A 24,741-nucleotide genomic window follows, 5' to 3' on the forward strand; every position below is an offset into this window, starting at 1 on the left:
CGGACGCCCGCCCGGGCGGAGGTGGTCGCGTGAGCGCCGAATCCCTGCACGCCTCCGCCACCGCACTGCTCGAAACCTGGTCTCCCGCAACGGGTCCGGAACAGTCGCTGCGTGAGGCCATGCTCGCGTTCCTGGGCTCCGCGCCGCGCGGCTGCCTGCGCGAGCACGCGGCCGGGCATATCACCGCCTCGGCGATCGTCCTCTCGCACGACGAGAGCGAAGTGCTGCTGACGCTGCATCCCCGGGTGGGCCGGTGGATCCAGCTCGGCGGGCACTGCGAGGAATCCGACCATTCGGTGGCCGACGCGGCCTTCCGGGAGGCGATCGAGGAATCCGGTATTCCCGATCTGACGCTGGAGCCGGGACTGTACGGCGCGCAGGCGCACCCCATCACCTGCTCGCTCGGCGTGCCCACCCGGCACCTGGATCTATTGTTCAAGATCAAGGCTCCGGAAGGCGCTGTGCCCGTGCGCAGTTCGGAATCCGACGACCTGCGCTGGTGGCCGGTGCACGCGCTGCCCGCGGACTCCGACGTCCTGCTGCAGCTCTGACCGTTCGACGCGAATCCGCCCCGGCCGTGACAGCGGCCGGGGCGGGATGAATTCACGCTGATTCCGGGCCTGCCGGGCGTGCCGCGGTGCGTGTTACAGTCGGCCTCGTACACGTTCTCAGGGCGGGGTGGAATTCCCCACCGGCGGTGATGGCGTCCGAACCGATTCGGTGCGCACGAGCCCGCGAGCGCCGCGGTATCCACGGATGCCGCGGGTCGAGCAGATTCCGGTGCGATCCCGGAGCCGACGGTCACAGTCCGGATGAAAGAGAACGCGACCGTACGAGCCGAACCGCGCACGCGGAGCGGCCTGTTCGCGTCGTCTGCCCTGGGTGACATCGCGAACAGGAGAAGACTCATGTCACCCATCCCGAACCGCATCGCCCTCGTCGCCGCGCGCTGGCACGCCGACATCGTCGACAACGCGGTGCAGGCCGCCCGAATCGCGCTCGCGGACCACGGTTTTCCCGAGGTCGACGTGATCGAGGTGCCCGGCGCTTTCGAAATCCCCCTGCGGGTCAAGCGTTTGGCGCTCAGCGGCGAATACGCCGGAATCGCGGGCCTCGCGCTCGTGGTCGACGGCGGCATCTACCGCCACGACTTCGTGGCTTCCACCGTCGTGGACGCGCTCATGCGGATCCAATTGGAAACCGATGTGCCGGTGTTCTCGGCCGTGCTCACCCCGCACCACTTCCACGAGCACGCCGAGCACACCGAGTACTTCGCCCGGCACTTCACCGTGAAGGGCACCGAACTCGCGAACGCCATCGCGGCCACGGTGCGCACGGGCGCTACCGCCTGACCTGACAAACCGGAAACAGCCCACCCCCTGCCGCGCGCGGGGCAGGGGGTGGGGTCACAGGCACGGCAGGGGGTTGTGCCCGTTGGCTGGTTTCCGCGTGGGGTTGGGGTCAGGCGGAAACCAGGGTCTTCTCGGCCGGTGCGTCGACCGGGTGATCGTCGACCATGGTGGTCTCGTCGAACGGCAACTGCTTGTCCAGGACGGCCTTGACGCGGTCGGGATCGATGGTGCGCGTCCAGGTTCCGATCAGGATGGTGGCGACCGCGTTGCCGGAGAAGTTGGTCAGCGCTCGCGCCTCGGACATGAACCGGTCGATGCCGACGATCAGGCCCACGCCGTCCAGGAGTTCCGGGCGATGCGATTGCAGGCCGCCCGCCAGCGTCGCCAGGCCCGCGCCGGTGACACCGGCCGCACCCTTCGAGGCGATGATCATGAACAGCAGCAGGCTGAGCTGTTCGGTCCAGGACAGCGGGTTGCCCATGGCATCGGCCACGAACAGCGTCGCCATCGTCAGATAGATCGCGGTGCCGTCCAGATTGAACGAATACCCGGTCGGCACAACCACACCCACGGTGGTGCGCTCGACGCCGACGTGCTCCATCTTGGCGATCAGGCGGGGCAGCGCGGACTCCGAGGAGGAGGTCGCCACGATCAGCAGGTACTCCCGCGCCAGATACCGCACCAGTTTGAAGATCGAGACGCCCGAGGCCGCTCGCAGCAGCACGCCCAGCACGCCGAACACGAACACCACGCAGGTGAGATAGAAGGCCACCATCAGCAGCGCCAACTGCTTCACCGCGTCGAGTCCGGTGCGCGCCACCACATTCGCGATCGCGCCGAACGCGCCGATCGGGGCCAGCCACAGGATCATGGTCAGGATCCGGAACACCAGCTTCTGCACCAGCGCGATACCGCGCAGCAGCGGTTCACCCGTCGCGCCCATGGCCTGGATGCCGAAACCCACCAGCAGCGCCACGAACAGCGTCTGCAGCACCTTGCCCGAGGTCAGCGACGAGAGCATGCTCGTCGGCACGATCTCCTTGATGAAATCCCAGGTGCCGCCGGCACTGCTGGCATCCTTCGCGTATTTGGCGGCGTCCTTGGCGTGCCCGGCCACATCGAGTCCGGTGCCCGGCTGGATCAGATTGCCCACCACCAGGCCGATGGCCAGCGCCGCCGTCGACATCAGCAGGAAGTAGCCGATGGCCATGCCGCCGACCTTGCCGACCTTGGCCGCCGCCCGCACCGAACCGATGCCGAGCACGATGGTGCAGAAGATGACCGGCGAGATCATCATCTTGATCAGGTTGACGAAGAGCGTGCCGAGTTCGCCGACCTGCTTGCCGAAGCCGGGAGCGAGCCAGCCGACCAGGATCCCCGCGAAGACCGCCACGATGACGGCGATGTACAGCCAATGGGTGCGGTCGCGGCGCGGTGGCGCCTGCTGTGGAATTGTCGTCTCGCTCATCGGATGTGTCCTTCGAGTGCCGCCTGTGTGAGCCCGCTCACCGGTTTGTGTGTTGAATGATTACCTCGACAGTGACGCGGGTCACTGTTTCGTAAGTTTTGTTCACGCGGAGGTGTGGTGATCGGTCGAAGACGGACCCTGGCCGGACAGGTGTTCGCGGTACAGCTGGTGGTGCTGGTGCTGGTGATCGCGGCCGGCGCGGCGCTGGCCGTACTGCAGCAGCGCCGCGTCCAGGACGACGCCACCCGGCGGGAGGTCACCGATATCGCGGTGACCCTCGCGGCCGCCCCCTCCACCGCGCAGGCCGTGCGGGGGCCGGACCCGACGGCCCGCTTGCAGCCGATCACCGAAACCATCCGCAAGGCGGCGGGAGTCGATTTCGTCGTGGTCATGGCGCCCGACCGGACCCGGTACACGCACACCGATCCGGCGCGGATCGGGCAGCCGTTCAGCGGCACCATCGACCGCGCGCTGGCGGGGGAGACCTTCACCGAAACCTTCACGGGGACACTGGGTCCCTCCATTCGCGCGGTGACGCCGGTGCGCGACGCCGACGGGCGGATCGTGGCGCTGGTGTCGGCGGGCGTGACGCGCAGCCGCATCGGCGATCAGGTGCGCGAGCAGGTGCCGATCATCCTGATCGCGGCCGGAGCCGGCCTGCTGCTGGCGACGCTGGGCTCACTGCTGTTGCGGCGCAGGCTCTTACGGCAGACCCACGGGCTCGCGCCGTCCGAGCTGCGGGCGCTCTACGAGCACCACGACGCCGTCCTGCACTCCGTGCACGAGGGCCTGCTGGTATTCGACGGGAACTCCGACGAGGCCGCCGTGGTCAACGATCAGGCGCGCCGCCTGCTCGAGCTGCCCGAGGGGCCGGTGCGGCGCGGTGATCTGCCGGTCTCGTTGCAGCACATGGACACCGGGGTGGTGCGCGACCAGATGCACGTGACGCCGGACCGCGTCCTGGTGGTGAACCAGGACCTGGTCGAACACGACGGCCGCACCATCGGCACCGTGCTCACCCTGCGTGATCACACCGAATTGCAGGACGTGATGGGCGAACTCGACTCGGTGCGCGGCTTCGCCGAGGCCCTGCGCGCGCAGGCGCACGAGGCCGCCAACCGGCTGCACACCGTCGTCACCATGGTGGAGCTGGGCCGCCCCCGCGAGGCCGTCTCCTTCGCCACCGCGGAACTCGAACTGTCCCAGGCCCTCATCGACCGGCTCACCGGCGCGGTCGCCGAACCCGCCGTGGTGGCACTGCTGCTGGGCAAGGTCGAGAAGGCCGCCGAGTACGGGGTGGAGCTGACCGTCACCGGCGACACCGCGCTCGACGCCACGGCTCCGCTGACCGCCCACGAAATGGTCACGCTGCTGGGCAATCTCATCGACAACGCGCTCGACGCCGCCGGACGCGACGAGGACGCCTGGGTGGAGGTCGCGGTCACCGCCGACGCCGCCGAACTGTATGTGCGCGTGGCCGACAGCGGTCCGGGCATGTCCGAGGAGGTGTTCACCCGCGCCACCGAACGCGGCTACTCCACCAAGACCGATCATCAGGGGCTGGGCCTGGCGCTGGTACGGCGACTGGTGGCCCGGCACGGCGGCGCGCTGGAGGCCCTGCGGGAGCCGGAATCGGCAGTGGTGGTGCGCTTTTCGCGTGGAGGCTCGCAATGATCCGGCTCATGATCGTCGAGGACGATCCGAAAATCGCTGCGGCGCACGACTCCTACGTGCGCCGCATGCCCGGCTTCGACGTGGTCGCCGTCGTGCACACCGGCCGCGATGCCATCGCAGCCGCCACGCGGGCGCAAAATAACGGCGCCCCCGTCGATTTGGTGCTCATGGACATCGGTTTACCGGATATGAGCGGACTTGCGGTCGCCGCCGCGCTCGCAGGACTGCGCCCGCGCCCCGATGTCATCGCCGTGACCTCCGCGCGCGATCTGGCCATGGTGCGGGCCGCCGTCGCACACGGGGTGGTGCTGTATCTGTTGAAGCCCTTCACCTTTACGGCTTTCCGGGAGAAACTCGAGCGCTACCTCGAGTACCGGGCGGCACTGCCCGCGGGGGAGGCGGCCGGTTCGCAGCAGGACATCGATCGCGCCTTCGGCGCGCTGCGCACACCGGAACAGCGCGCGAGCTCGCCGAAAGGTATTGCGCCACAGACGATGGAGGAGATCACCCGGGCGGTGCGCGCGTCCGCCGATGGCGTGTCGGCGGGGGAAGCCGGGCGTGCCGTCGGCGTTTCGCGGGTTACCGCCTGGCGATACCTGGAACGCATGGCGGAAGACGGTGTGGTGGAACGCCGGACCGACTACGGTCGAACCGGGCGGCCACAGGTTCGCTACAGATGGTTGCATTGACGTCGAGTTCACCGCCGGTTTGCCTGTGATGTGCGGTGACGCCTGGCACAGGGTGGTTTGCCCAGGAACAGACTGCTCCAGATGTAACGGTTGCCACCCAATAGGTCCTACGAGTGTTGTAACGCGCCTAACGTGTGTACATATCTACCTGCGAAGTTTTTAGAGGTTTCTGATTAGCGGGGCAAACGTGCAAAAGGTCGGCAAACAATCGGGTTCGCCGGATCCCAAACGCCACCTGTGGGTGCTGGGACTCATCGCACCGGCGACCGCGTTGCTGCCCTCGCAGCTGGTGCTGCGGACCGACAGCGAGGTGTTCTGGTGGATCGGCCCGATCATCATCCTGATCGTGATACCGGTGCTGGACTGGGTCGTCGGGGAAGACGGCACCAATCCGCGCGACGAGGACTACGAACTGCTCGCCAACGATCGCTACTACCGTTGGTGCACATACCTGTTCCTGCCGATCCAGCTGGTGGGGCTGATCATCGCGGCCGTGCTGTGGTCCGGTGACGAACTGTCGGTGGTCGACAAGCTCGGCCTCGCCGCCACCCTCGGCTTCACCGCGGGCATCGGCATCAACGCCGCGCACGAACTCGGGCACCGGGTCGAACGGCTGGAACGCTGGCTGTCGAAACTGGCTCTGGCGCAGTCGGGGTACGGGCATTTCTTCGTGGAGCACAATCGGGGCCATCACGCTCGCGTCGCCACCCCCGAGGACCCGGCCAGCGCCCGCATGGGCGAGTCGCTGTGGGAGTTCCTGCCGCGCAGCGTGATCGGTGGCTTCCGCTCGGCAATCCATCTCGAAGGCGATCGGCTGCGCCGCAAGGGCCACGGCTGGTGGAGTTACCGCAACCACATCCTGCAGGCGTGGTCCATGACCCTCGTGCTCTTCGCGGGCCTGCTGATCCCCTTCGGCTGGTCGATCCTGCCGTATCTGCTGGTACAGGCCGTCATCGGCGCGATGCTGCTGGAGACGGTGAACTATGTGGAGCACTACGGTTTGCTGCGCCGTCGCCGACCCAACGGCAACTGGGCGCGCTGCTCACCCCGCGACAGCTGGAACAGCGACCGGCTGGTCACCAATATCTTCATGTTCCACCTGCAGCGGCACAGCGACCACCACGCCAATCCGGGACGCCGGTACCAGACCCTGCGCAGTTCCGAAGAAGCGCCACAACTCCCGGCCGGCTACGCCACCATGATCGTGCTCGCCCTGTTCCCACCCCTGTGGCGCTACGTCATGGACCCCCGCCTGCTCGCCCACTACAACGGCGACATCACCCAGGCGAACATCCACCCCCGCAAGCGCGCCCGCATTCTCGGCGACCACGGGATGGCCGCGGCTGCCTAACCCCCGCGGTGTTCGACTAGCCTCTCCTTGGAAGTAATCGACCAGGAGAGGCAGATGACGACCGTCGTGTCCAGCAAGATGACCCCTGATGTCCGCAACGGGATCGATTTCAAGGTGGCGGACCTGTCCCTGGCCGAGTTCGGCCGCAAGGAGATTCGCCTCGCCGAGCACGAGATGCCCGGTCTGATGGCGCTGCGGCGCGAATACGCGGAGGTGGCCCCGCTCAAGGGTGCGCGCATCTCCGGCTCGCTGCACATGACCGTGCAGACCGCTGTGCTGATCGAGACCCTCGTGGATCTGGGTGCGGAGGTGCGCTGGGCCTCCTGCAACATCTTCTCCACCCAGGACCACGCCGCCGCCGCGGTCGTCGTCGGCCCGCACGGCACCGTCGACGAGCCCAAGGGCACCCCGGTCTTCGCCTGGAAGGGCGAGACCCTGGAGGAGTACTGGTGGGCCGCCGAGCAGATGCTCACCTGGCCGAACGAGCCGGCCAACATGATCCTCGACGACGGCGGCGACGCCACCATGCTGGTGCTGCGTGGCGCGCAGTTCGAGAAGGCCGGTGTCGTGCCGCCCGAGGACGAGACCCATTCGGCCGAGTACAAGGTCTTCCTGAACCTGCTGCGCGCGAGCCTCGAGGCCGACGGCACCAAGTGGGGCACGATCGCCGAGTCGGTCAAGGGTGTCACCGAGGAGACCACCACCGGCGTGCTGCGGCTGTACCAGTTCGCGGCCGCGGGTGAGCTGTCGTTCCCGGCCATCAACGTCAACGACTCGGTCACCAAGTCCAAGTTCGACAACAAGTACGGCACCCGCCACTCGCTGATCGACGGCATCAACCGCGGCACCGATGTGCTGATCGGCGGTAAGAAGGCGCTGATCTGCGGTTACGGCGATGTCGGCAAGGGCTGCGCGGAGTCGCTCAAGGGTCAGGGTGCGCGTGTGCAGGTCACCGAGATCGATCCGATCAACGCGCTGCAGGCGCTCATGGACGGCTTCGACGTGGTCACCGTCGAGCAGGCCATCGCCGACGCCGACATCGTGGTCACCTCGACCGGCAACAAGGACATCATCACCCTCGAGCACATGAAGGCGATGAAGGAACAGGCCATCCTGGGCAATATCGGCCACTTCGACAACGAGATCGACATGGCCGCCCTGGAGAACTCGGGTGCCGCGCGCCTGAACATCAAGCCGCAGGTCGACCTGTGGACGTTCAAGGAGACCGGCCGTTCCATCCTGGTGCTGTCCGAGGGCCGCCTGCTGAACCTGGGCAACGCCACCGGCCACCCGTCGTTCGTCATGTCGAACTCGTTCTCCAACCAGGTGATCGCCCAGATCGAACTCTGGACCAAGCCGCAAGAGTACGACAACGAGGTCTACCGCCTGCCCAAGGTGCTCGACGAGAAGGTCGCCAAGATCCACGTCGAGGCGCTGGGCGGCACGCTGACCAAGCTCACCAAGGACCAGGCCGAGTACATCGGTGTGGACGTGGAGGGCCCGTTCAAGCCCGAGCACTACCGCTACTGAGTTCTGCGGGGACACAAGAAGATCCGGCCGGTCACCTGTGGTGGCCGGCCGGATCTCTGTGTGCGGGACGGGTGCGCGGTTCTGGTCCGTTCCCGCGGGGACTTGCTGTGCTCTCCTTGCAGGGGGGAGTGCCTCGCACTGTACAGACTTCTGAAGTGTGTGAACTTCAATTGGTGCCCCCAGTTCTGCGGGCACGGGAATACCGAATTTGAAATGCGTATAGTTCATTCCTTGTAGGGTGTCGGCCATGTCGAAAACCTCTGTGACACGCCAGTTCTCACGCGTCGGCCTGGCGGGTCTCGCGATCACCGCCGCCGTCGCTGCCGCAGGCACTGCCACCGCCGCCCCCGTCGCCGTCGAACCCGCTGCCCCGGTGGCGAAATCCGGATCCGCGGACTCGGGCTCCGGCGGATCCGGTTCCAGCGCAGGAGATCCGCTGGCCATCGGATGGTGCCTGCTGCAGGGCGGAAACTGGATCCCGATCCTCAACATCTGCCTGAAGTGACAACGGTTTCCGGTCGCCCGTAACCCTTGACCTGAAGCGAAGTTGAGGTCCTAACGTCGTTCACGGCGAAAGGAATTCAACTGTGACAACACTGGTTACGGGCGCTACCGGCAATACCGGGCGGCACGTCGTGCGGGAACTGACGGGCCGGGGCGAACCGGTCCGGGCGCTGACCCGCAGGCCCGGCGCGGCCGCCGGAATATTCGCTCCCGCTGTGGAATTGGTCGAAGGCACCCATACCGAACCGGAAACCCTGACCGCCGCCCTGCGCGGTGTGGACCGGCTGCACATCACCGTGACGGCCGGACTCGCGGAGGTGGGACCGGAATTGGTCCGGCGGGCAGTCGATTCGGGCGTCCGGCGCATCACCGTGGTGTGGGGCGGCGCGGTGGGGCCGGTGGAGGAGGCGGTGGCGCGATCCGGGGTGGAGTGGACGCGGCTGGAACCGCAGGAATTCATGTCGAACACGCTCACCTGGGCCGAATCCATTCGAACCGAAGGCGTCGTGCGGGAGCCCTACGACTTCCCGAGTGCGCTTGTGCACGAAGGGGATATCGGCGCGGTGGCGGCCGCCGCCCTGCTCGAGGACGGTCATGCGGGCCGGGTCTACAACCTGACCGGCCCGAAACCGCTCACCCCGAGTGAGCGCATCGCCATCCTCGCCGCGGCCACCGGACGCGCGATCTCCTTCGTGCCGATCACCCACCAGCAGGCCGTCGACCGGCTCCTGGCCGCCGGGGTCTCGCAGGCCGACGCCGACTACGTAATCGGCTGGTACGCCTCCCCTTCCGAGGACTCCACCACCGTCGACGACACCGTCGAGCGGGTGCTCGGCCGCCCCGCCCGCACCTTCGAGGACTGGACGGCCGAGCACGCCGAACTGTTCCGCGCTACTTCCTGAACGCCTGCGGAAGCGGCATGTCCTTGTCCCGCATGACTTCTCGCGCCCGGTTCGGGTAGTCGGTGATGATGCCGTCCACGCCCTGGTCGATCACCAGGGCGATGGTCTCCTTGTCGTTGACGGTCCAGGGGATGACCTTGATACCCAGTTCGTGGGCCTTCTTCACGTAGGCGGCGTCCGTGGTCAGCCTGAAGCCGGAGTCGCCGACCTTGGCGTCGCTGTTCCACGGGTTCACATACGAGGGCGAGGAGATGTCCGCGCCGAGGGCCTTGATGGCGGCCAGCGGGTTGTCGGGGTGATCCTCGTATTTCACCGGGCCCAGCCAGGCGCTGCCGGGCTTGTAGGTGGTGTCGTCGTAGAGCGCGACCGTGGGGATGGCGGCGTTCTTCGCCTCGACCAGGGGCAGGCTGCGCCAGTCGAAGCTCTGGATCTCGACCTTGTTCGTGGCGTCCGCGTCGGCGACCGCGCCCAGGATCACGTCCACGAACTGCTCGGGGGTGGCGGACTGCTCCGGCTTCTCGGCCTCGATCTTCGTCTCGACGTTGTAGCGCAGGGTGTCGAAGGCGCCGGGGTAGGTCTTCACGAGGTCGAAGAGTTCGGGCAGGCGGGCGATCTTGTTGCCCGGAAGTTCCTGTGCGTCAGGGAATCCCGCGAGCTTCCTGCCGCAGTCGAGGGTGCGGATCTGGTCGTAGGTCAGATCGTGCACGACCTTGCCGACGTACGGGTACTGCGGATCATCGGGGGCGGCGGGCGCGGTGTCGGTGCACTTCTCGGCCTGGATGGTCGGATCGTGCCAGATGATCGGGACATTGTCCGAGGTCAGGACGATGTCGAGTTCCAGGGTGGAGACGCCCAGCTCGATGGCCTTGGCGAAACCCGGCAGGGATTCCTCGATGGTCATGCCGCGGCCGCCGCGATGCGCCTGGAGATCGAACGGGCGGTTCGGGTCGGCCGCCGCCGCGGTGGTGGTGGCGGAGGGGGACGACTCCCTGCTGTCGGAGCTGTCGCCGCAGGCCGCCATACCGAGGGCGGCTACCGCGACTCCGAAGGCTGCGAAAGTACGTTTGACCTGCTTGGACTTCTGCCAGTCGAAAGTCATGAACCAGACAATAGCAACCGGTAGGCAAACATCAATCGGGCGATTCGGGCACGCTCGGGCCCACCGCATCCGCGCCGAACCGCCGTCATTCGGTACGCTCGCGGCCATGGGTGCGCTGGTTGTCGTAGAGGGGCTCGACGGTGCGGGTAAGCGGACGCTCACCGATGCCGTCGTGGCCTACCTGCGTGAACACGGCCTGACGGTCGCCACGCTGGCGTTCCCGCGCTACGGCCGATCCGTGCACGCCGACCTCGCCGCGGAGGCCCTGCGCGGCGGACACGGCGACCTCGCCGCCTCGGTGAATGCCATGGCGGTGCTGTTCGCGCTGGATCGCGCCGACGCCCGCGACGAACTGTCGAAACTCTTGGCGGACAACGACATCGTGCTACTGGACCGCTATGTGGCCTCCAACGCGGCCTATAACGCGGCCCGGCTGGAACAGGACGTTTCGGGCGAAATCGTGCGCTGGGTCGGTGAATTGGAGTTCGATAGATTCGGGCTGCCCATCCCGGATATCCAGATCCTGCTGGACGTCCCGGTCGAGGTGGCCTCCGAACGCGCCCGCCTGCGCGGCGAAGCCGACGCGACACGCGCCCTCGACGCCTACGAAAAAGACGGAGGACTACAGCGCCGCACTGGAATTGTCTACCGTGAACTCGCGGACACGAATTGGCACGGCCCGTGGTGGGTGCATCGGAGCGGTGACGATCCGGCAACACTCGCGGCGCGGATAGCGGAAAATGTTGCTGCATAGGGTTGGATGTGCGCCGACAGGTCACGAGTCTTGGCGTGGCGGCCCGTTCGGAGCGCGGAAGGTGACAACATAGTAGTTATGAAGCCGAAGATTCTGGTCGTCGACGACGATATGGCTCTCGCGGAGATGCTCACGATCGTCTTGCGCGGTGAGGGTTTCGACCCCCACGTCGTCGGTGACGGCACGCAGGCGCTGACCGCGGTCCGGGAGCTGCGTCCGGACCTCGTGTTGCTGGATCTCATGCTGCCCGGCATGAACGGCATCGACGTGTGCCGGGTGCTGCGAGCCGACTCGGGTGTACCCATCGTGATGCTGACGGCCAAGACCGATACGGTCGACGTCGTCCTGGGCTTGGAAAGCGGGGCCGACGATTACATCGTCAAACCGTTCAAGCCGAAGGAGCTCGTGGCTCGGGTGCGCGCCCGCCTGCGGCGCACCGAGGAAGAGCCGCAAGAACTTCTGTCCATCGCGGACATCGTCATCGACGTGCCGGCGCACAAGGTGACCCGCGGCGGGCAGCAGATCTCGCTGACTCCCTTGGAATTCGACCTACTCGTGGCGCTGGCCCGCAAGCCGCGCCAGGTGTTCACCCGCGAGGTGCTGCTCGAACAGGTCTGGGGTTATCGGCACGCCGCCGACACCCGCCTGGTCAACGTGCACGTGCAGCGGTTGCGCGCCAAGGTCGAGAAGGATCCCGAGAACCCTGAGATCGTGCTGACCGTACGAGGCGTGGGCTACAAGGCGGACCGCCGTGATCGCTGGCTCCAGAAACCGCGTCGAGCGGTGGCTGGCGGTAGTGGTGGCCTGGTTTCGAACCGTAGGTGAGCAACTGGGCCACGTGTGGCGGCGTTCGCTGCAACTGCGCGTCGTCGTGTCCACGCTCACCCTGTCGCTGATCGTGATCACGATTCTCGGAGTCGTGCTCACGAGTCAGATCACCGACAGACTGCTGGACGCGAAGATCAACGCGGCCGTCGAGGAGATGAGCCGCGCCCGCAATACCGTGCAGGCGACGCTGACCGGGGTGCACGATTCGAGTACCCAGCTGTCCCGATTGGAGGATGCGCGCCGCGCGCTCGCGGGCAGCGGCGGCTCCCAATCCGGCGGCGCCGCAGGGTCTTACGACTCCGCGCTGGCCATGGTCGGCGACTCGCAGAACGAGCTGACCGCCGGGCCGATCCAGGAAATCCCGCCGGAACTCCGACATTTCGTACAGGAACGGCAGGTCAGCTACCAGTTCGCGCAAGTCTCGGACCCCGACGGCTATCGTGGACCCGCACTCATCATCGGCAGCCCCGCCGCCGACATCCCCACGCTCGAGATCTACCTGATCTTCCCGCTCACCAACGAGAAGAGCAGCCTGTCGCTCATGCGCGGCACCATGCTCATCGGCGGCATCGTGCTGCTGGTGCTGCTCGCCGCGATCACAGCCTTGGTGACCCGCCAGGTGGTGCTGCCGATCCGCTCGGCCGCCCGCATCGCGAGCCGCTTCGCCGACGGGCGCTTGAAAGAACGCATGCTGGTGCGCGGCGAGGACGACATGGCCAGGCTGGCCATGTCGTTCAACGAGATGGCCGAAAGCTTGTCCACGCAGATCACGCAACTGGAGGAGTTCGGAAATCTGCAGCGCCGCTTCACATCCGACGTCAGCCACGAACTGCGCACACCGTTGACCACGGTGCGCATGGCGGCCGACCTCATCCACGGATCCAGCGACGACCTGGACCCGGCGCTGGCGCGCTCCGCCGAACTGCTCGTCAACGAACTCGACCGGTTCGAGGGCCTGCTCAACGACCTGCTCGAAATCTCCCGGCACGACGCGGGCGTGGCCGAACTGCAGGTCGAATCGCTCGACGTACGCATGTGCGCGCGGGCCGCCGTCTCCACCGTGCGGCACCTCGCCAAGGAATCCGGCGTCGAACTCGTGGTGGACATGCCCGAGGAACCCCTGGTGGCCGAAGTGGACCCGCGCCGCGTCGAACGCGTGCTGCGCAACCTGCTCGCCAACGCCATCGACCACAGCGAAGGCAAACCGGTGCTCATGCGCATGCGCGGGGACGCCGACGCCAATGCCGTCGCCATCGTCGTGCGCGATCAGGGCGTGGGCCTGCGGCCGGGCGAGGAGAAACTCGTCTTCAACCGCTTCTGGCGCTCCGACCCCTCCCGCATGCGCCGCTCCGGCGGCACCGGCCTCGGCCTGTCCATCAGCGTCGAGGACGCCAACCTGCACGAGGGCAAACTCGAAGCCTGGGGCGAAATCGGCGTCGGCGCCAGCTTCCGCCTCACCCTGCCCCTGGTCCGCGGCCGCAAACTCGGCGTCAGCCCACTGTCCCTGGAACCGCCCAAGAAGCAGCGGCTGCTCGAGGTCGTCGGCGACAACGGCGGCGAGAACGGCACCGGCACCGGCGATCCCGCCACCGGCGCAACCACGCCCGAATCCGCCTCGGCCGCAGACGGATCCACGACTCTCGCCGGACCCCCCACGGCCCCGGCCGGTTTCGCGGTCGTCAGCGGCACCGCCCTCGGCTCTGCGGTCGCACCCGAATCCGGCACGTCCGCAACCACATCCAAGAACGACGACATCCCCTTCGAGGGCTTCGTCCGCTTCGACAGCGCGGCCCACCCTGAGAACTCCAGCGCCGGAACTCGTTCTGCGAACCTCGCCGGACTGGAGAACCCCGGCGACGAGTCCGTCGGCATCGACGCCGATGTCGCGGACAGCCGCGAAGTCCCGGCGGATCCGAGCGCCACAGACAGCTACACCGGCAACGGTGACAGTGCCTCGCGGGCCGATGCGCCGCAACCTCCCACGGCCGGGGACGGCAAGCCATGAGGCTGCGGCCCTCCTCGCGCCTGGTAAGGGTGCTGGCTGTACTCGGCTGCTTGCTGAGTATCGCCGGGTGCGCGAGCCTGCCCGATTCCTCCGCGCCGCAGGCGCTGGGGACCCTGGATCGGCAGCCGACCAGTGCCGAGCCGACACCGCCGGTATCCGGGCGGGAACCGGATCAGCTGCTGCGGGACTTCCTCACCGCGACAGCCGATCCCACCAATCGGCATCAGGCGGCGCGGCAGTTCCTGTCGCCCGCCGCGGATGTGAAGTGGGACGACTCGGCGGGGACGACCATCGTGGATCGGCCGGACACACTGCGCGAATCGCGGACCGCCGATACCGCCACCTATGTGATCCGGGCTCGCAAGATCGGTGAGCTGTCGCCGGACGGGGCCTATCGGGCCTCGGACGGGACGCTGGAGAACAAGGTCGAACTGGTGAAGGTCGACGGGGAATGGCGCGTCGACGACCTACCGTCCGGCGTCATCGTCGAACAGCAGGCCTTCGCCAAGTCCTACAAGCGGTATCCGCTGTACTTCCCGAATCTGGCGGGCGCGGCCATGGTGCCCGACCTGCGATGGATCTCCGCCCGCAAGGAACAGCTACCGCAGCGGCTGCTCGGCCTGCTCGCCGAAGGGCCGCAGCAGGCGCTAGACCCGGCCGTGCGCAATCAGCTGTCCGCGCCCGTCACCCTGCGCGGACCCATCACCAAGGCGAACGGCGAAACCGACAATGTCGGCGTCGGCGCGGGCGGCGTGCAGGTGGACTTCACCGGCGCGTCCACCCTCGACCCGAAGGCCAAGGACCTGCTGGCCACCCAGGTCGTGCTGACCCTCGCCAGCGCCGACGTGATCGGCCCGTACGTGCTGCTGGCCGACGGCAAACCGCTCGACGACCGCTACGCCGCCAGCGGCTGGCAGCTCACCGACGTCGAGGACATGAGCCCGAAGACCGTGGCCCGCAACCGCATCGGCCTGCACGCGGTGCGCGACGGCTCGCTCATGAGCATCGGCGAGAACGGCATCACCGCCGCGCCCGGCTTCTTCGGCAGCACCCACACCCTGCAGTCGGTGGCGGTCTCGCCGGACGGGCAGCTCGTCGCCGCCGTCGCCGACTCCGGACGGCCCGAACCCGAACCGGGCCGCACCCTCATCATCGGCACCTACGACGGACAGGGCTTCCCGGTCGACACCGGCGCCACCTTCACCCGCCCCTCCTGGCCCGCCGACGGCAGCTCCGCGTGGACCGTGGTGGACGGCGAGAAAGTGAAGCGCGCCGTGCACGACCGCGTCACCGGCAACGTCTCCCTGCAGGACGTCGACATCTCCGAACTGATGGCCGCGCAGAACAATTCGAACGGCAACGTGCCGCGCACGCCCATCACCGAGCTACGCGTCTCGCCGTCCGGCGCACGGGCCGCGCTGGTCGCCGGCGGCAAGGTCTACCTGGCCGTCGTCACGCCCCGCCCCGGCGGCAGATACGCCCTCACCTCGCCATTGCCGCTGGCTGTCGGCCTCACCACGCCGGTGGTCTCGGTGGACTGGCAGACCGACGAGAAGGTGGTCCTGGTCCGCGAGGGCAATATCGACCCGGTGGCGTCGGTCCTGGTCGACGGCTCCGGCTACCAGGCCCAGACCACCCAGAACCTCACGCCCCCGGTGCGGGTCGTCAGCGCCTCCCCGGACCGCGAATACGTCGCCGACTCCCGCGCCGTCCTCGAACTCACCCGCAACCCCGAAGGCGGCGAATACTGGCGTGAGGTTCCGGGCCTGGGCGGCAACGCCGTTCCGGTCCTGCCGGGCTGACACCCTCGTCATCTCCCGGGCCGACACCCACGTCAGGCTTTCCCGCCTGTTGATCGGTCGGCCGGTTGGATCTAGCCCGCTGTACACCGATTTCCGCTTGTTCTGGGCGTAAACGCGCCGGTAGACAAGGCCATCGGCGCACACTGAAGAACATGGGGGAGCTGCTGGATCTGATCCTTCCGCGCACCTGTGGCGGGTGCGGGGCGAGTGGATCGAGCTGGTGCGCCGACTGCGCCGGATCGCTGTCGGGCCCGCCGATCCGCATCCGCCCGCGCGCCGATCCCGGGGTACCGTGCTGGGCGCTTGCCGCCTATCGGGGCGCACCACGACGCGCCGTGCTGGCCGCCAAGGAGCAGCACCGCCGCGATCTGGCGGTCCCGCTGGGCGCGGCGCTGGCCAGGGGGCTGGACCGTTTACGGGACACTTCCCGGCCGTTGCTGCTGGTGCCCGCGCCCTCCCGCGGCAGTGCCTCGCGCCGCCGCGGCGGGGATCCCGTGGTGCGTGCGGCCCGCGTCGCCGCCGGTTGGCTGCCTGATAGCCAACCGGTACGAATCCTGAGAATGCGGCCCGGTGTGCGGGACTCGGTCGGTCTGGGCCGCAGCGATCGTCAGCACAACCTACGCGGGCGGATCATGGTAGTCCCGAGCCCGGCGCGGAGGGGGTGGTTTCCGGCAAATGCCCAGGTAGTCCTTATCGATGACGTGTTGACCACCGGCACGACGGCGAGTGAGTCGGTACAGGCACTGGCTGGTACGGGTGTGCAGGTTTGTTCGGTGTTGGTAACTTGCCACGCTTGATTCTTCGAAATTTGCGTGAACACTGGCGGACAGGTCGCTGGCGTACTAGCTTGGCGATCAGACACCCGAACTCGACGTTTGGAGGTGGCGCCTCGGACATCACGTGCCGAGCGGCTTTTCGGTGACACACCGACGATCGGCACACGTTTCAATCCCGCCGCACGAGCGGCTTGTGCGGCCAGATCCGGGAGGTACGCGTGACGACTACTTCACGACCTTCAGCGAAGAACGCAGACACCGCGGTGCTGCTGGACGATTCCACGGAAGAACCCAGTAAGGGCATGCACGCGGATGTCGTGGTCAAGGGACGAACACTCGGCGAGGGTGGAGTCCCCGATCATTTCCGAATCCACGTCTCCGACAAGCTTTCTCGCTTGGAGCGATTCGATCCCACCATCTACCTGTTCGATGTGGAACTCACCCACGAACCCAACCGTCGTCAACGCAAGAACTGCCAGCGGATAGAGATCACCGCCCGCGGTAAGGGCCCGGTGGTGCGCGCCGAAGCGTGCGCGGACAGTTTCTACGCCGCCCTCGAGCTGGCGGTCGAGAAGCTGGCGAGCCGGCTCCGCCGTATGAAGGACCGCCGCAGCGTCCATCACGGCGACAAGACACCCATCTCGGTGTCGCGGGCGACGGCCGGGCTCATCGACGATTCGCTCTTCGCGGCGACCAATGGATCCTCCGGTGAACACGCGCATTCCACCGACGTCGCCGACGCCGAGAACGCGGGCCCCGGTCACGTCGTACGCACCAAAACCCACCCGGCGATTCCCATGACCGTCGACGACGCCCTCTACCAGATGGAGCTCGTCGGCCACGATTTCTTCATGTTCATGGACAAGGAGACCGACCGACCGTCGGTCGTGTATCGCCGCCACGCCTTCGACTACGGCCTCATCCGGCTGGCGTAAGGGGCAATCCGTCCACTTCGACCGGGGTCGCAGGACCCCGGTCGCTTGCACTCATCACGCGGGCACACTTGTTGTTACACCGTGTATCAGTTACAACTGACTCGTGAGTAAACGAGCCGTCATCGTCGCCGGAGCCCGCACCCCGTTCGTGCGCGCGTTCACCGACTACACCCGGATGGATTCCATCGATCTGGCGGATACCGCCGTGCGCGGACTGCTCGAACGCACCGGGCTGCCCAAGACCGACGTGCAGGCCATCGTGTGGGGTGGCGTGATCCTGCCGTCGGCCGCACCCAATATCGCGCGCGAGATCGCGCTGGACCTCCAGCTCGACCCCGGGTGCGAGGGGTACACCGTCACCCGCGCCTGCGCCTCCGGGCTGCAGGCCGTGGTGTCGGCCGCCGCGGCCATCGAACGCGGCGAGTACGACATCATGATCGCGGGCGGCAGCGACTCCACCTCCAATGCCGAGGTAAAGCTGCCGCAGAAGGTCGTACACGCCGCCGCCCCACTGGCGCTGGGCAAACCCAAGGCCAAGGACTACCTCAGCGCGGCCGCGCAGCTCGCGCCGTTCATCGACCTGGTGCCGCGCCGTCCCAAGATCGAGGAGCGCACCACCGGCGAGGTGATGGGCGAGTCCGCCGAGAAAATGGCGGGCATCCACGGGGTTTCGCGCGCCGCGCAGGACGAGTTCGCCGCGCGCTCACACCACCGCGCCGCCGCCGCCATCGAATCCGGCCGATTCGACGACGAAGTGCTGTCGGTGACCACCCCCGAAGGTAAGCGGATCGTGCGCGACGGCCTGGTCCGGCCCGGCACCAGCATCGAGAAACTCGCCTCCCTCGCACCGGTTTTCGCCAAGAACGGCACCGTCACCGCGGGCAATGCCAGCCCGCTCACCGACGGCGCGTCCGCCGTGCTGCTCATGAGCGAGGACAAGGCCCGCGCCCTCGGCTACACGCCGCTGGCCGCCTTCCGCTCCTGGAGCTTCGTCAGCGTCGACCCGCGCGATCAGGTGCTCATCGGTCCGGCCATCTCCATGCCGCGCGCCCTCGACAAGGCCGGAATGTCGCTCGCCGACATCGATTTCGTCGACATCCACGAAGCCTTCGCCGCCCAGACCCTGTCCGTGGTCGAAGCCCTCGCCAGCGACGACTGGGCCAAGACCCGCCTCGACCGCGACACCGCCGTCGGCCGCATCGACCCGGACAAGCTCAACGTGCACGGCGGGTCGGTCTCCCTCGGCCACCCCTTCGGCGCGACCGGCGCCCGCATGGTCACCACCATGGCCAACGAACTGCACCGCACCGGCAAATCCACTGCGCTGCTGGGCATCTGCGCGGCCGGCGGCATCGGCGCATCGGCCGTGCTCGAACGGGTTTGACGGCAGCGGGCTCGGCCAGGGCGGCCGCAGTCTGATCAGCGCGCCCGGACCGGGTAGCGAATCAGCGTCTTCATCTTCTCCGGCGCTACCCGGCCCGGCGCCGACAGATAGATCTCGTGATGCCGCCCACTGATCGTGCGGCCCTGCCCGGCAAGGAATTCCAGCAGCCGATCCCGGGTCGGCGGCTCGGTCGCATACGGTCCGATGTGCAGGATCTGCCCGCACTCGCCCTCGTCGAACCGCTCGAACCGCACCCGGTCGATCGGCAGCTCCGCCTTCTTCTTCCGGGTGACCGCGAACGCCTCGTCCACGACCGCCGAATCCGCCTGCGGCGGCTGCTGCAACATCATGGTCCAGGTCCAATCGGACCGGTCCGCGCTCGGCCCGCCATCCCACTGCCCCGACAGCGGCGGCACCGTATAGATCACCGTCCCAGCGGTTTTCAGCACGCCGCGAATCCCGTAGGCCACCGAGTACAGCGCACTCACCGCCGTCGCGTACTCCGGCCCGTCCGGATCGCCCTTGCCGTCGATCATCAGATACGGCAGCTCCGGCACCGTCAGCAGTAGCGGCTCGGCCCGCGCCGCATAGAGCTCCCGGTACTCCTTCTTGAAGTCCAGTGTGTCCATGCGACCGATTCTCGACCCTCCAGCGACCGGAGAGTCAAGCTGTGTTTGATTGCCCTCCGCTTCGCTCCGGGCGTGTTCGCGGCCCTGCAAGCTCGGTCTTCCCTCCTCCGCTCCTCCGCTTCGCTCCCCCGCTCCGTCAGTCCAGACCGAGCCGGGCCGCGAACATGTAGTGGCGCTCATTCAGGGGGCGGGAGCTGGTGTGTACGGCTAGCGGTGGGTGAAGTGTTCCCAGTGGATGGCGTCGTCGAGGGGGCGGCGGTCGCGCCAGCCGAAGCGCTCGAGGTCGGGGATCTGCTGGAACTCGCGGACCGGGCCGACGCAGAGCCAGGCGACCGGGCGGACGTCCTCCGGGATGCCGATCAGTTCGGTCAGGAACGGGGTGTCGTAGAAGCTCACCCAGCCCACTCCTACGCCCTCGGCGGTCGCGGCGAGCCAGAGGTTCTGGATGGCGAGGATCGTCGAGTAGAGGCCCGTCTCGGGCACCGTAGCGCGGCCCAGAACGTGGGTGCCGCCGCGCGACTGACTGTGTGTGACCACGATGCCGGTGCCGCTCTCGGTGATGCCCTCGATCTTGATGGGGTTGAAGGTCTCGGCGCGGTCGGCGGGTAGGTCGGCGTGGAATTCGCGGCGCTTGTCGGCCACGTGATCGGCGAAGGTATTCAGGGTCGCTGGGTCGCGTACCACCACGAAATCCCAGGGCATGGAGTTGCCGACACTCGGCGCGCGGTGTGCGGCATCGAGAATGCGCAGCAGGGTGGCGTCGTCGACCACCTCCCCGGTGAACTCCGCGCGCACATCGCGGCGCAGGCGGATCACGTCGTAGACGTTCAGTTCAGCAGCGGGGGAGAGGAGGGGACCGTCGGAACACACGCGCTCCAGTGAACCAGGCGGCCGTCACGCTGCCGCGGCGACCCTGTCGACCGGGTGTCAGCCGCAGCCCCACCACCTGGGCGGATACGGCAGCGGCCGCCACCGGAATCCGGTGGCGGCCGCGGGGTTCGAGGGCGGCGGGTGCTATCCGACCAGCGCGGGTTCGCGGCGGCGCAGCTTGCGGCCGCCCGCGGCGAGCGCGGTGCGCAGGCCGCGGCGGCGGCCGGTCATCGGGTCGATGGTGCTGACGCCGCCGAACGCCTTCTCCGACTTGGTTTCCGGAGCGTCGTCGGTGCCGCGGCGCAGGTACTTGTTGGGCAGCGACAGCTTCATGATGGTGCGCCACGACTTGGCGTACTGCACCGGCAGCGACCCGGTGGTGTAGGGCAGGTCGTACTTGTCGCACATGGCGCGCACCCGCACCGCGATGGAGGCCAGGCGGTTCGACGGCAGATCGGGGAACAGGTGGTGCTCGATCTGGTGCGAGAGGTTGCCGGTCATGAAGTGCATGAGCGGGCCGCCGGAGATGTTGGCGCTGCCCAGCATCTGGCGCAGGTACCACTCGGCCTGGGTCTCGCCGTCCACATCGGCCTTGGTGAACTTCTCCGCGCCGTCGGGGAAGTGGCCGCAGAAGATGACCGCGTTGGTCCACACATTGCGGATGACATTGGCGGTCAGGTTGGCGGTCAGCGTGCCGAAGAACGCGGGGCCGGTGAGCAGCGGGAAGAGCAGGTAGTCTTTGGCGGCCTGCTTGCCGATCTTCTTCAGGACCAGCTTGCGGTCTTCCTCGAACTGGATGCGCTCGGGCGAACCCGGGGCCCACTTCTTCTTGGCGACCTTGCCGAGCTCCAGATGCTGGATGGCGACGCCGTATTCGAAGAACATCTGCAGCAGCAGGTTGTACACCGGCTGGCCCAGGTAGAACGGGGACCAGCGCTGGTCGCGGGTGACGCGCAGCAGGCCGTAGCCGATGTCGTCGTCCATGCCCAGGACGTTGGTGTACTTGTGGTGCAGGAAGTTGTGGGTGATCTTCCAGTGCTCGGACGGGCCGGCGTTGTCCCATTCCCATTTGGTGGAGTGGACTTCCGGATCGTTCATCCAGTCCCACTGGCCGTGCATGACGTTGTGGCCGATCTCCATATTCTCGATGATCTTGGCCACGCCGAGCATTGCCGTGCCCGCGATCCAGGCGGGCGGGAAAAGGCTGAAGAACAGCACGCCGCGGGCGCTGATTTCCAGGCCGCGCTGCAGGCGGATCACATTGCGGATGTATTTGGCGTCGCTCGCACCCCGGGAGGATTCGATTTCACGGCGGATGGCGTCTAGCTCCGCGCCGATCGCTTCCACATCTTCCGGGGTGAGGTGTGCGTATTCCTTGACATCCGAGATCGCCATGCTGGTTACAGTACCGTAGGTTACGGCTCCGTAGGTTACGGCCGTTTGAATCTCTACCGTGTCGAAGAACGCATTGTGCGAGAGACCTCCATCTGCTATCGCTTGCGCCGCAGAATACCGCGCCGCGCGCCCTCCCGCCGGGCCTTCTCCTTCAGCAAAGCCTTTTCCGCCCTTGCCTTTTCCTGCAGCGCCGCCTTGGCTTCGCGCAGCACTTCCTTCTCGTGCTGTGCCTTCTCCTTGAGTGCGGTCTTCGCCTCCAGCAGCGCCGAACGCAGGCCGCGGCGCTCACCCGTATCCGGGTCCACGCCCGGCCAGTGCGGCTGATGCTCGGCCAGCCACTCGGTGCTGTTCGGCAGGGACGGCAGCGACGGCAGCGTGATGCCCGCGAACTTGCGCTCCGAGGAGGTCTCGGGGGCATCGTCGGCGGTGCGCTTGAGGAAACGGTCCGGCAGCGCCAGCTTGTGAATCGTGCGGAAAGCCAGCCCGTACTGCTTGGCCAGCGAACCGGTCGTATAGGGCAGGTCGTACTTGTCGCACAGCTCCCGCACCTTCACCGACACCTGCGCGTACCGATTACTCGGCATATCCGGGAACAGGTGATGCTCGATCTGGTAGCTGAGATTGCCGCTCATGAAACCCATGGCCGGGCCGGCCTCGAAATTCGCGGAGCCCAGCATCTGCCGCAGGTACCACTCACCCTGCGTTTCGTTCTTGAACTGCTCCTCGGTGAACTTCTCCGCGCCGTCCGGGAAATGCCCGCAGAAGATCACCGCGTACGCCCACAGATTGCGGACCAGATTCGCGGTGGCATTCGCCTTCAGCGTCGACTTCCACGCCGGGCCGGTGAGCGCCGGATAGATCACGAAATCCTTGGCGACCTGGCTGCCGGACTTACGCCAGAACTCCTTGTTGGCGTCGGAGAACCAGTCCTGCGGCGAAATGCCCGCCTGCTCCTTGGCCAGCTTCAGATCGTGCAGGGCGATGCCCCATTCGAACAGCGCGGCCAGCACCACATTCGCCAGCGGCTGCGCCAGATGCAGCGGACGCCACGGCTCGTCCCGCGTCATCCGGATGATGCCGAAGCCGATGTCGTCGTCCATGCCGACGATGTTGGTGTAGGTGTGATGCGAATAGTTGTGCGCGCGTTTCCAGTTCGCCGACACCCCGGTCATGTCCCACTCCCAGGTGGTGGAGTGGATCTCCGGGTCGTTCATCCAATCCCACTGCCCGTGGCTGATGTTGTGCCCGAGCTCCATGTTCTCGATGATCTTGGCGACCGAGAGCATGGCGGTGCCGGCCAGCCAGGCCCAGCGGTTCTTGCTCGCGAAGAGCGTGGCGCGCGCCGCCGCCTCCAGCATGCGCTGCGCCCGGATGGTGCGCCGGATGTACTTGGCATCGCGTTCGCCCAGGGAGAGTTCGACATCCCTCTTGATGGTGTCGAGCTCCCGGCCCAGGGCCTCGATATCCGCTTCCGTGAGATGAGCGAACGTTTTGATGTCGGTGATGGCCACCGGCGGTCCTTCCGTGATTCGCGATGTCCCCGGAATCGAGGGTACGGGGTAATCGCTGCGAAAGTGTTATGCGGTTCCTGAGACCGAGCGGATTGTCTCAGACATCCAGGGTGCAATCGCCCGCGGCAGCGGAGATGCAGGTCTGCACCTTGTCGCCCGCGCGGTGCTCGTTGCCGTTGCGCAGGTCACGCACGTGACCGTCGGTCACCGTGACCACGCAGGTCTGGCAGATGCCCATGCGGCAGCCGAACGGCATCTGCACGCCCGCGCCCTCGCCCGCCTGCATGAGGGTGGTCGCGCCGTCGACCTCGACGCTGCGGCCGGTCCTGGCGAAGGTGACGGTGCCGCCCTCGGCCGTGGCCGAACGCGCCACCTCGAAGCGCTCCACGTGCAGCTTGTCGCTCAGACCCGCTGCGGCCCAGTGCTTCTCGACATCGTCGAGCATGCCGAGCGGACCGCAGGCCCAGGTCTCGCGCTCACGCCAGTCGGGGCAGATCTCGTCCAGATCGGCGAGCGCGAACTTGCCGTTCTCGCCGGTGAGATGCAGGTGCGCGGTGAACGACGGGTGCTTGTCGTGCAGTTCGCGCAGCTCGTCACCGAACATGACGTCTTCCGGATTGCGCGCCGAATGCACGTGCAGGGTGTCGGGCACCGAGCCGCGGCGGTCCATGGTGCGCAGCATGGCCATGACGGGCGTGATGCCCGAGCCCGCGGTGAGGAACAAGACCTTCGACGGCAGCGGCTCCGGCAGCACGAACCCGCCCTGCGGCGCGGCCAGCCGCACGATGGCGCCCTCCGGCACGCCGCTCACGATGTGGCTGGACAGGAACCCCTCCGGCATCGCCTTCACAGCGATGGAGATCAACCGCTTGCTCCGCGAGCCCGGATCGGTCCAATCCGGCGGGCAGGTCAGCGAATACGACCGCCAGTGCCAGCGCCCGTCCACCAGGATCCCGATCCCGATGTACTGCCCCGGCTGGAACTTGAAATCGAACCCCCAGCCCGGCTTGATCACCAGCGTCGCCGAATCCGCCGTCTCCTTGCGCACCTCGACGATCCGCCCCCGCAACTCCCGGGCCGACCACAGCGGATTCACCAGATGCAGATAGTCGTCCGGCAACAACGGCGTGGTCACCCGCGCGGCAGCTCCCCGTAGCGCATTCAACCGGGTCTTTCCGGCGGTGGTGCCGTCGGCAACAGGTGCCTCCAGCCAATCCCGCAATCCACGCACGGAGAATCCACCCTTGTTCGATGCCATGATCCGGAAGCCTGTTCCTGTCGTC

21 protein-coding genes, 1 pseudogene and 1 riboswitch are annotated in these 24,741 nt (G+C 67.2%); of the genes and pseudogenes, 15 read left to right on the forward strand and 7 right to left on the reverse strand.

Features of this window, described 5'->3' with window-relative positions; genetic code table 11:
* Nucleotides 1–29 precede the first annotated feature (29 nt).
* Together JK358_RS17710 and JK358_RS17715 are read left to right on the forward strand one after the other, a co-directional pair.
* On the forward strand, nucleotides 30–551 hold the full coding sequence (locus JK358_RS17710; RefSeq protein WP_201948781.1) for an NUDIX hydrolase: 522 nt from the start codon (nucleotides 30–32) through the stop codon (nucleotides 549–551).
* Between the two features lie 109 nt (nucleotides 552–660).
* Nucleotides 661–828, forward strand: a riboswitch (FMN riboswitch).
* Between the two features lie 80 nt (nucleotides 829–908).
* Nucleotides 909–1,352: a 6,7-dimethyl-8-ribityllumazine synthase gene (locus JK358_RS17715; protein ID WP_201948782.1), complete on the forward strand. Its 444-nt coding sequence runs from the start codon at nucleotides 909–911 to the stop codon at nucleotides 1,350–1,352.
* A gap of 109 nt (nucleotides 1,353–1,461) precedes the next feature.
* Here JK358_RS17715 and JK358_RS17720 read toward each other — a convergent pair whose 3' ends face one another.
* On the reverse strand, nucleotides 1,462–2,820 hold the full coding sequence (locus JK358_RS17720; RefSeq protein ID WP_201948783.1) for a cation:dicarboxylate symporter family transporter: 1,359 nt from the start codon (nucleotides 2,818–2,820) through the stop codon (nucleotides 1,462–1,464).
* Between the two features lie 117 nt (nucleotides 2,821–2,937).
* Here JK358_RS17720 and JK358_RS17725 point away from each other — a divergent pair, with 117 nt between their 5' ends.
* The 6 genes from JK358_RS17725 to JK358_RS17750 all read left to right on the forward strand — a co-directional run bounded on the left by JK358_RS17725 (nucleotide 2,938) and on the right by JK358_RS17750 (nucleotide 9,470).
* Nucleotides 2,938–4,494, forward strand: a complete 1,557-nt coding sequence (locus JK358_RS17725) for a sensor histidine kinase (RefSeq protein ID WP_201948784.1) — start codon at nucleotides 2,938–2,940, stop codon at nucleotides 4,492–4,494.
* The gene (locus tag JK358_RS17730; protein ID WP_201948785.1) at nucleotides 4,491–5,183 is read left to right on the forward strand and encodes a response regulator; all 693 of its coding nucleotides are present in this window, start codon (nucleotides 4,491–4,493) and stop codon (nucleotides 5,181–5,183) included. The genes JK358_RS17725 and JK358_RS17730 overlap by 4 nt, the downstream gene beginning before the upstream one ends.
* A gap of 187 nt (nucleotides 5,184–5,370) precedes the next feature.
* Nucleotides 5,371–6,534 (forward strand): alkane 1-monooxygenase, encoded by a 1,164-nt coding sequence (locus JK358_RS17735; protein WP_201948786.1) that lies wholly within the window; start codon nucleotides 5,371–5,373, stop codon nucleotides 6,532–6,534.
* A 54-nt stretch (nucleotides 6,535–6,588) separates the two neighbouring features.
* Nucleotides 6,589–8,064 (forward strand): adenosylhomocysteinase, encoded by a 1,476-nt coding sequence (ahcY, locus tag JK358_RS17740; RefSeq protein ID WP_201948787.1) that lies wholly within the window; start codon nucleotides 6,589–6,591, stop codon nucleotides 8,062–8,064.
* A gap of 247 nt (nucleotides 8,065–8,311) precedes the next feature.
* The gene (locus JK358_RS17745; protein WP_201948788.1) at nucleotides 8,312–8,569 is read left to right on the forward strand and encodes a hypothetical protein; all 258 of its coding nucleotides are present in this window, start codon (nucleotides 8,312–8,314) and stop codon (nucleotides 8,567–8,569) included.
* 82 nt (nucleotides 8,570–8,651) lie between these two features.
* Entirely contained in the window at nucleotides 8,652–9,470 is an 819-nt protein-coding gene (locus JK358_RS17750) for an NmrA family NAD(P)-binding protein (protein WP_201948789.1), read from the forward strand.
* Here the strand turns inward: JK358_RS17750 and JK358_RS17755 are convergent.
* A complete protein-coding gene (locus JK358_RS17755; protein ID WP_201948790.1) occupies nucleotides 9,460–10,569 on the reverse strand; it encodes a glycerophosphodiester phosphodiesterase in 1,110 nt (369 codons plus the stop codon). The genes JK358_RS17750 and JK358_RS17755 overlap by 11 nt on opposite strands.
* A 106-nt stretch (nucleotides 10,570–10,675) precedes the next feature.
* Here JK358_RS17755 and JK358_RS17760 point away from each other — a divergent pair, with 106 nt between their 5' ends.
* The 7 genes and pseudogenes from JK358_RS17760 to JK358_RS17790 all read left to right on the forward strand — a co-directional run bounded on the left by JK358_RS17760 (nucleotide 10,676) and on the right by JK358_RS17790 (nucleotide 19,053).
* Nucleotides 10,676–11,323, forward strand: coding sequence for a dTMP kinase (locus JK358_RS17760; protein WP_201948791.1), 648 nt, complete (start codon nucleotides 10,676–10,678; stop codon nucleotides 11,321–11,323).
* Between the two features lie 78 nt (nucleotides 11,324–11,401).
* A pseudogene (mtrA, locus tag JK358_RS17765) lies at nucleotides 11,402–12,067 on the forward strand (MtrAB system response regulator MtrA); the annotation flags it as partial.
* A 55-nt stretch (nucleotides 12,068–12,122) separates the two neighbouring features.
* Nucleotides 12,123–14,156 carry an MtrAB system histidine kinase MtrB gene (gene mtrB, locus JK358_RS17770; protein WP_307817593.1) on the forward strand — a complete coding sequence of 678 codons (2,034 nt, stop codon included), beginning with the start codon at nucleotides 12,123–12,125 and terminating at the stop codon, nucleotides 14,154–14,156.
* The gene (gene lpqB / locus JK358_RS17775; RefSeq protein WP_201948792.1) at nucleotides 14,153–15,958 is read left to right on the forward strand and encodes an MtrAB system accessory lipoprotein LpqB; all 1,806 of its coding nucleotides are present in this window, start codon (nucleotides 14,153–14,155) and stop codon (nucleotides 15,956–15,958) included. Before mtrB ends, lpqB begins: the two co-directional genes overlap by 4 nt.
* Nucleotides 15,959–16,110: 152 nt before the next feature.
* Nucleotides 16,111–16,755: a ComF family protein gene (locus JK358_RS17780; protein WP_201948793.1), complete on the forward strand. Its 645-nt coding sequence runs from the start codon at nucleotides 16,111–16,113 to the stop codon at nucleotides 16,753–16,755.
* A 281-nt stretch (nucleotides 16,756–17,036) separates the two neighbouring features.
* On the forward strand, nucleotides 17,037–17,669 hold the full coding sequence (gene hpf, locus JK358_RS17785) for a ribosome hibernation-promoting factor, HPF/YfiA family (RefSeq protein ID WP_201948955.1): 633 nt from the start codon (nucleotides 17,037–17,039) through the stop codon (nucleotides 17,667–17,669).
* A gap of 103 nt (nucleotides 17,670–17,772) precedes the next feature.
* Nucleotides 17,773–19,053, forward strand: coding sequence for an acetyl-CoA C-acyltransferase (locus tag JK358_RS17790; protein WP_201948794.1), 1,281 nt, complete (start codon nucleotides 17,773–17,775; stop codon nucleotides 19,051–19,053).
* A gap of 35 nt (nucleotides 19,054–19,088) precedes the next feature.
* On the opposite strand, the gene JK358_RS17795 is transcribed toward JK358_RS17790, so the two are convergent.
* The 5 genes from JK358_RS17795 to JK358_RS17815 form a co-directional block, all read right to left on the reverse strand.
* On the reverse strand, nucleotides 19,089–19,682 hold the full coding sequence (locus JK358_RS17795; RefSeq protein WP_201948795.1) for a GyrI-like domain-containing protein: 594 nt from the start codon (nucleotides 19,680–19,682) through the stop codon (nucleotides 19,089–19,091).
* A 207-nt stretch (nucleotides 19,683–19,889) separates the two neighbouring features.
* Nucleotides 19,890–20,552 (reverse strand): 5,6-dimethylbenzimidazole synthase, encoded by a 663-nt coding sequence (gene bluB / locus JK358_RS17800; protein WP_307817594.1) that lies wholly within the window; start codon nucleotides 20,550–20,552, stop codon nucleotides 19,890–19,892.
* Nucleotides 20,553–20,696: 144 nt separating this feature from the next.
* Nucleotides 20,697–21,947: a fatty acid desaturase family protein gene (locus tag JK358_RS17805; protein WP_201948796.1), complete on the reverse strand. Its 1,251-nt coding sequence runs from the start codon at nucleotides 21,945–21,947 to the stop codon at nucleotides 20,697–20,699.
* A gap of 95 nt (nucleotides 21,948–22,042) precedes the next feature.
* Nucleotides 22,043–23,458, reverse strand: a complete 1,416-nt coding sequence (locus JK358_RS17810; protein ID WP_201948797.1) for a fatty acid desaturase family protein — start codon at nucleotides 23,456–23,458, stop codon at nucleotides 22,043–22,045.
* Between the two features lie 97 nt (nucleotides 23,459–23,555).
* Nucleotides 23,556–24,716 carry a ferredoxin reductase gene (locus tag JK358_RS17815; RefSeq protein ID WP_201948798.1) on the reverse strand — a complete coding sequence of 387 codons (1,161 nt, stop codon included), beginning with the start codon at nucleotides 24,714–24,716 and terminating at the stop codon, nucleotides 23,556–23,558.
* Nucleotides 24,717–24,741 lie beyond the last annotated feature (25 nt).

The sequence above is a fragment of the Nocardia acididurans genome, assembly GCF_016741815.1.
Lineage (GTDB): Bacteria > Actinomycetota > Actinomycetes > Mycobacteriales > Mycobacteriaceae > Nocardia > Nocardia acididurans.

Bases quoted from the DNA above. Each gene is read 5' to 3' on its own strand.
- JK358_RS17715 (WP_201948782.1), top strand. From the start codon at position 909: ATGTCACCCATCCCGAACCGCATCGCCCTCGTCGCCGCGCGCTGGCAC.
- JK358_RS17720 (WP_201948783.1), bottom strand. From the start codon at position 2,820: ATGAGCGAGACGACAATTCCACAGCAGGCGCCACCGCGCCGCGACCGC.
- JK358_RS17730 (WP_201948785.1), top strand. From the start codon at position 4,491: ATGATCCGGCTCATGATCGTCGAGGACGATCCGAAAATCGCTGCGGCG.
- ahcY (WP_201948787.1), top strand. From the start codon at position 6,589: ATGACGACCGTCGTGTCCAGCAAGATGACCCCTGATGTCCGCAACGGG.
- JK358_RS17745 (WP_201948788.1), top strand. From the start codon at position 8,312: ATGTCGAAAACCTCTGTGACACGCCAGTTCTCACGCGTCGGCCTGGCG.
- JK358_RS17755 (WP_201948790.1), bottom strand. From the start codon at position 10,569: ATGACTTTCGACTGGCAGAAGTCCAAGCAGGTCAAACGTACTTTCGCA.
- JK358_RS17760 (WP_201948791.1), top strand. From the start codon at position 10,676: ATGGGTGCGCTGGTTGTCGTAGAGGGGCTCGACGGTGCGGGTAAGCGG.
- lpqB (WP_201948792.1), top strand. From the start codon at position 14,153: ATGAGGCTGCGGCCCTCCTCGCGCCTGGTAAGGGTGCTGGCTGTACTC.
- JK358_RS17780 (WP_201948793.1), top strand. From the start codon at position 16,111: ATGGGGGAGCTGCTGGATCTGATCCTTCCGCGCACCTGTGGCGGGTGC.
- hpf (WP_201948955.1), top strand. From the start codon at position 17,037: ATGCACGCGGATGTCGTGGTCAAGGGACGAACACTCGGCGAGGGTGGA.
- JK358_RS17795 (WP_201948795.1), bottom strand. From the start codon at position 19,682: ATGGACACACTGGACTTCAAGAAGGAGTACCGGGAGCTCTATGCGGCG.
- JK358_RS17805 (WP_201948796.1), bottom strand. From the start codon at position 21,947: ATGGCGATCTCGGATGTCAAGGAATACGCACACCTCACCCCGGAAGAT.
- JK358_RS17815 (WP_201948798.1), bottom strand. From the start codon at position 24,716: ATGGCATCGAACAAGGGTGGATTCTCCGTGCGTGGATTGCGGGATTGG.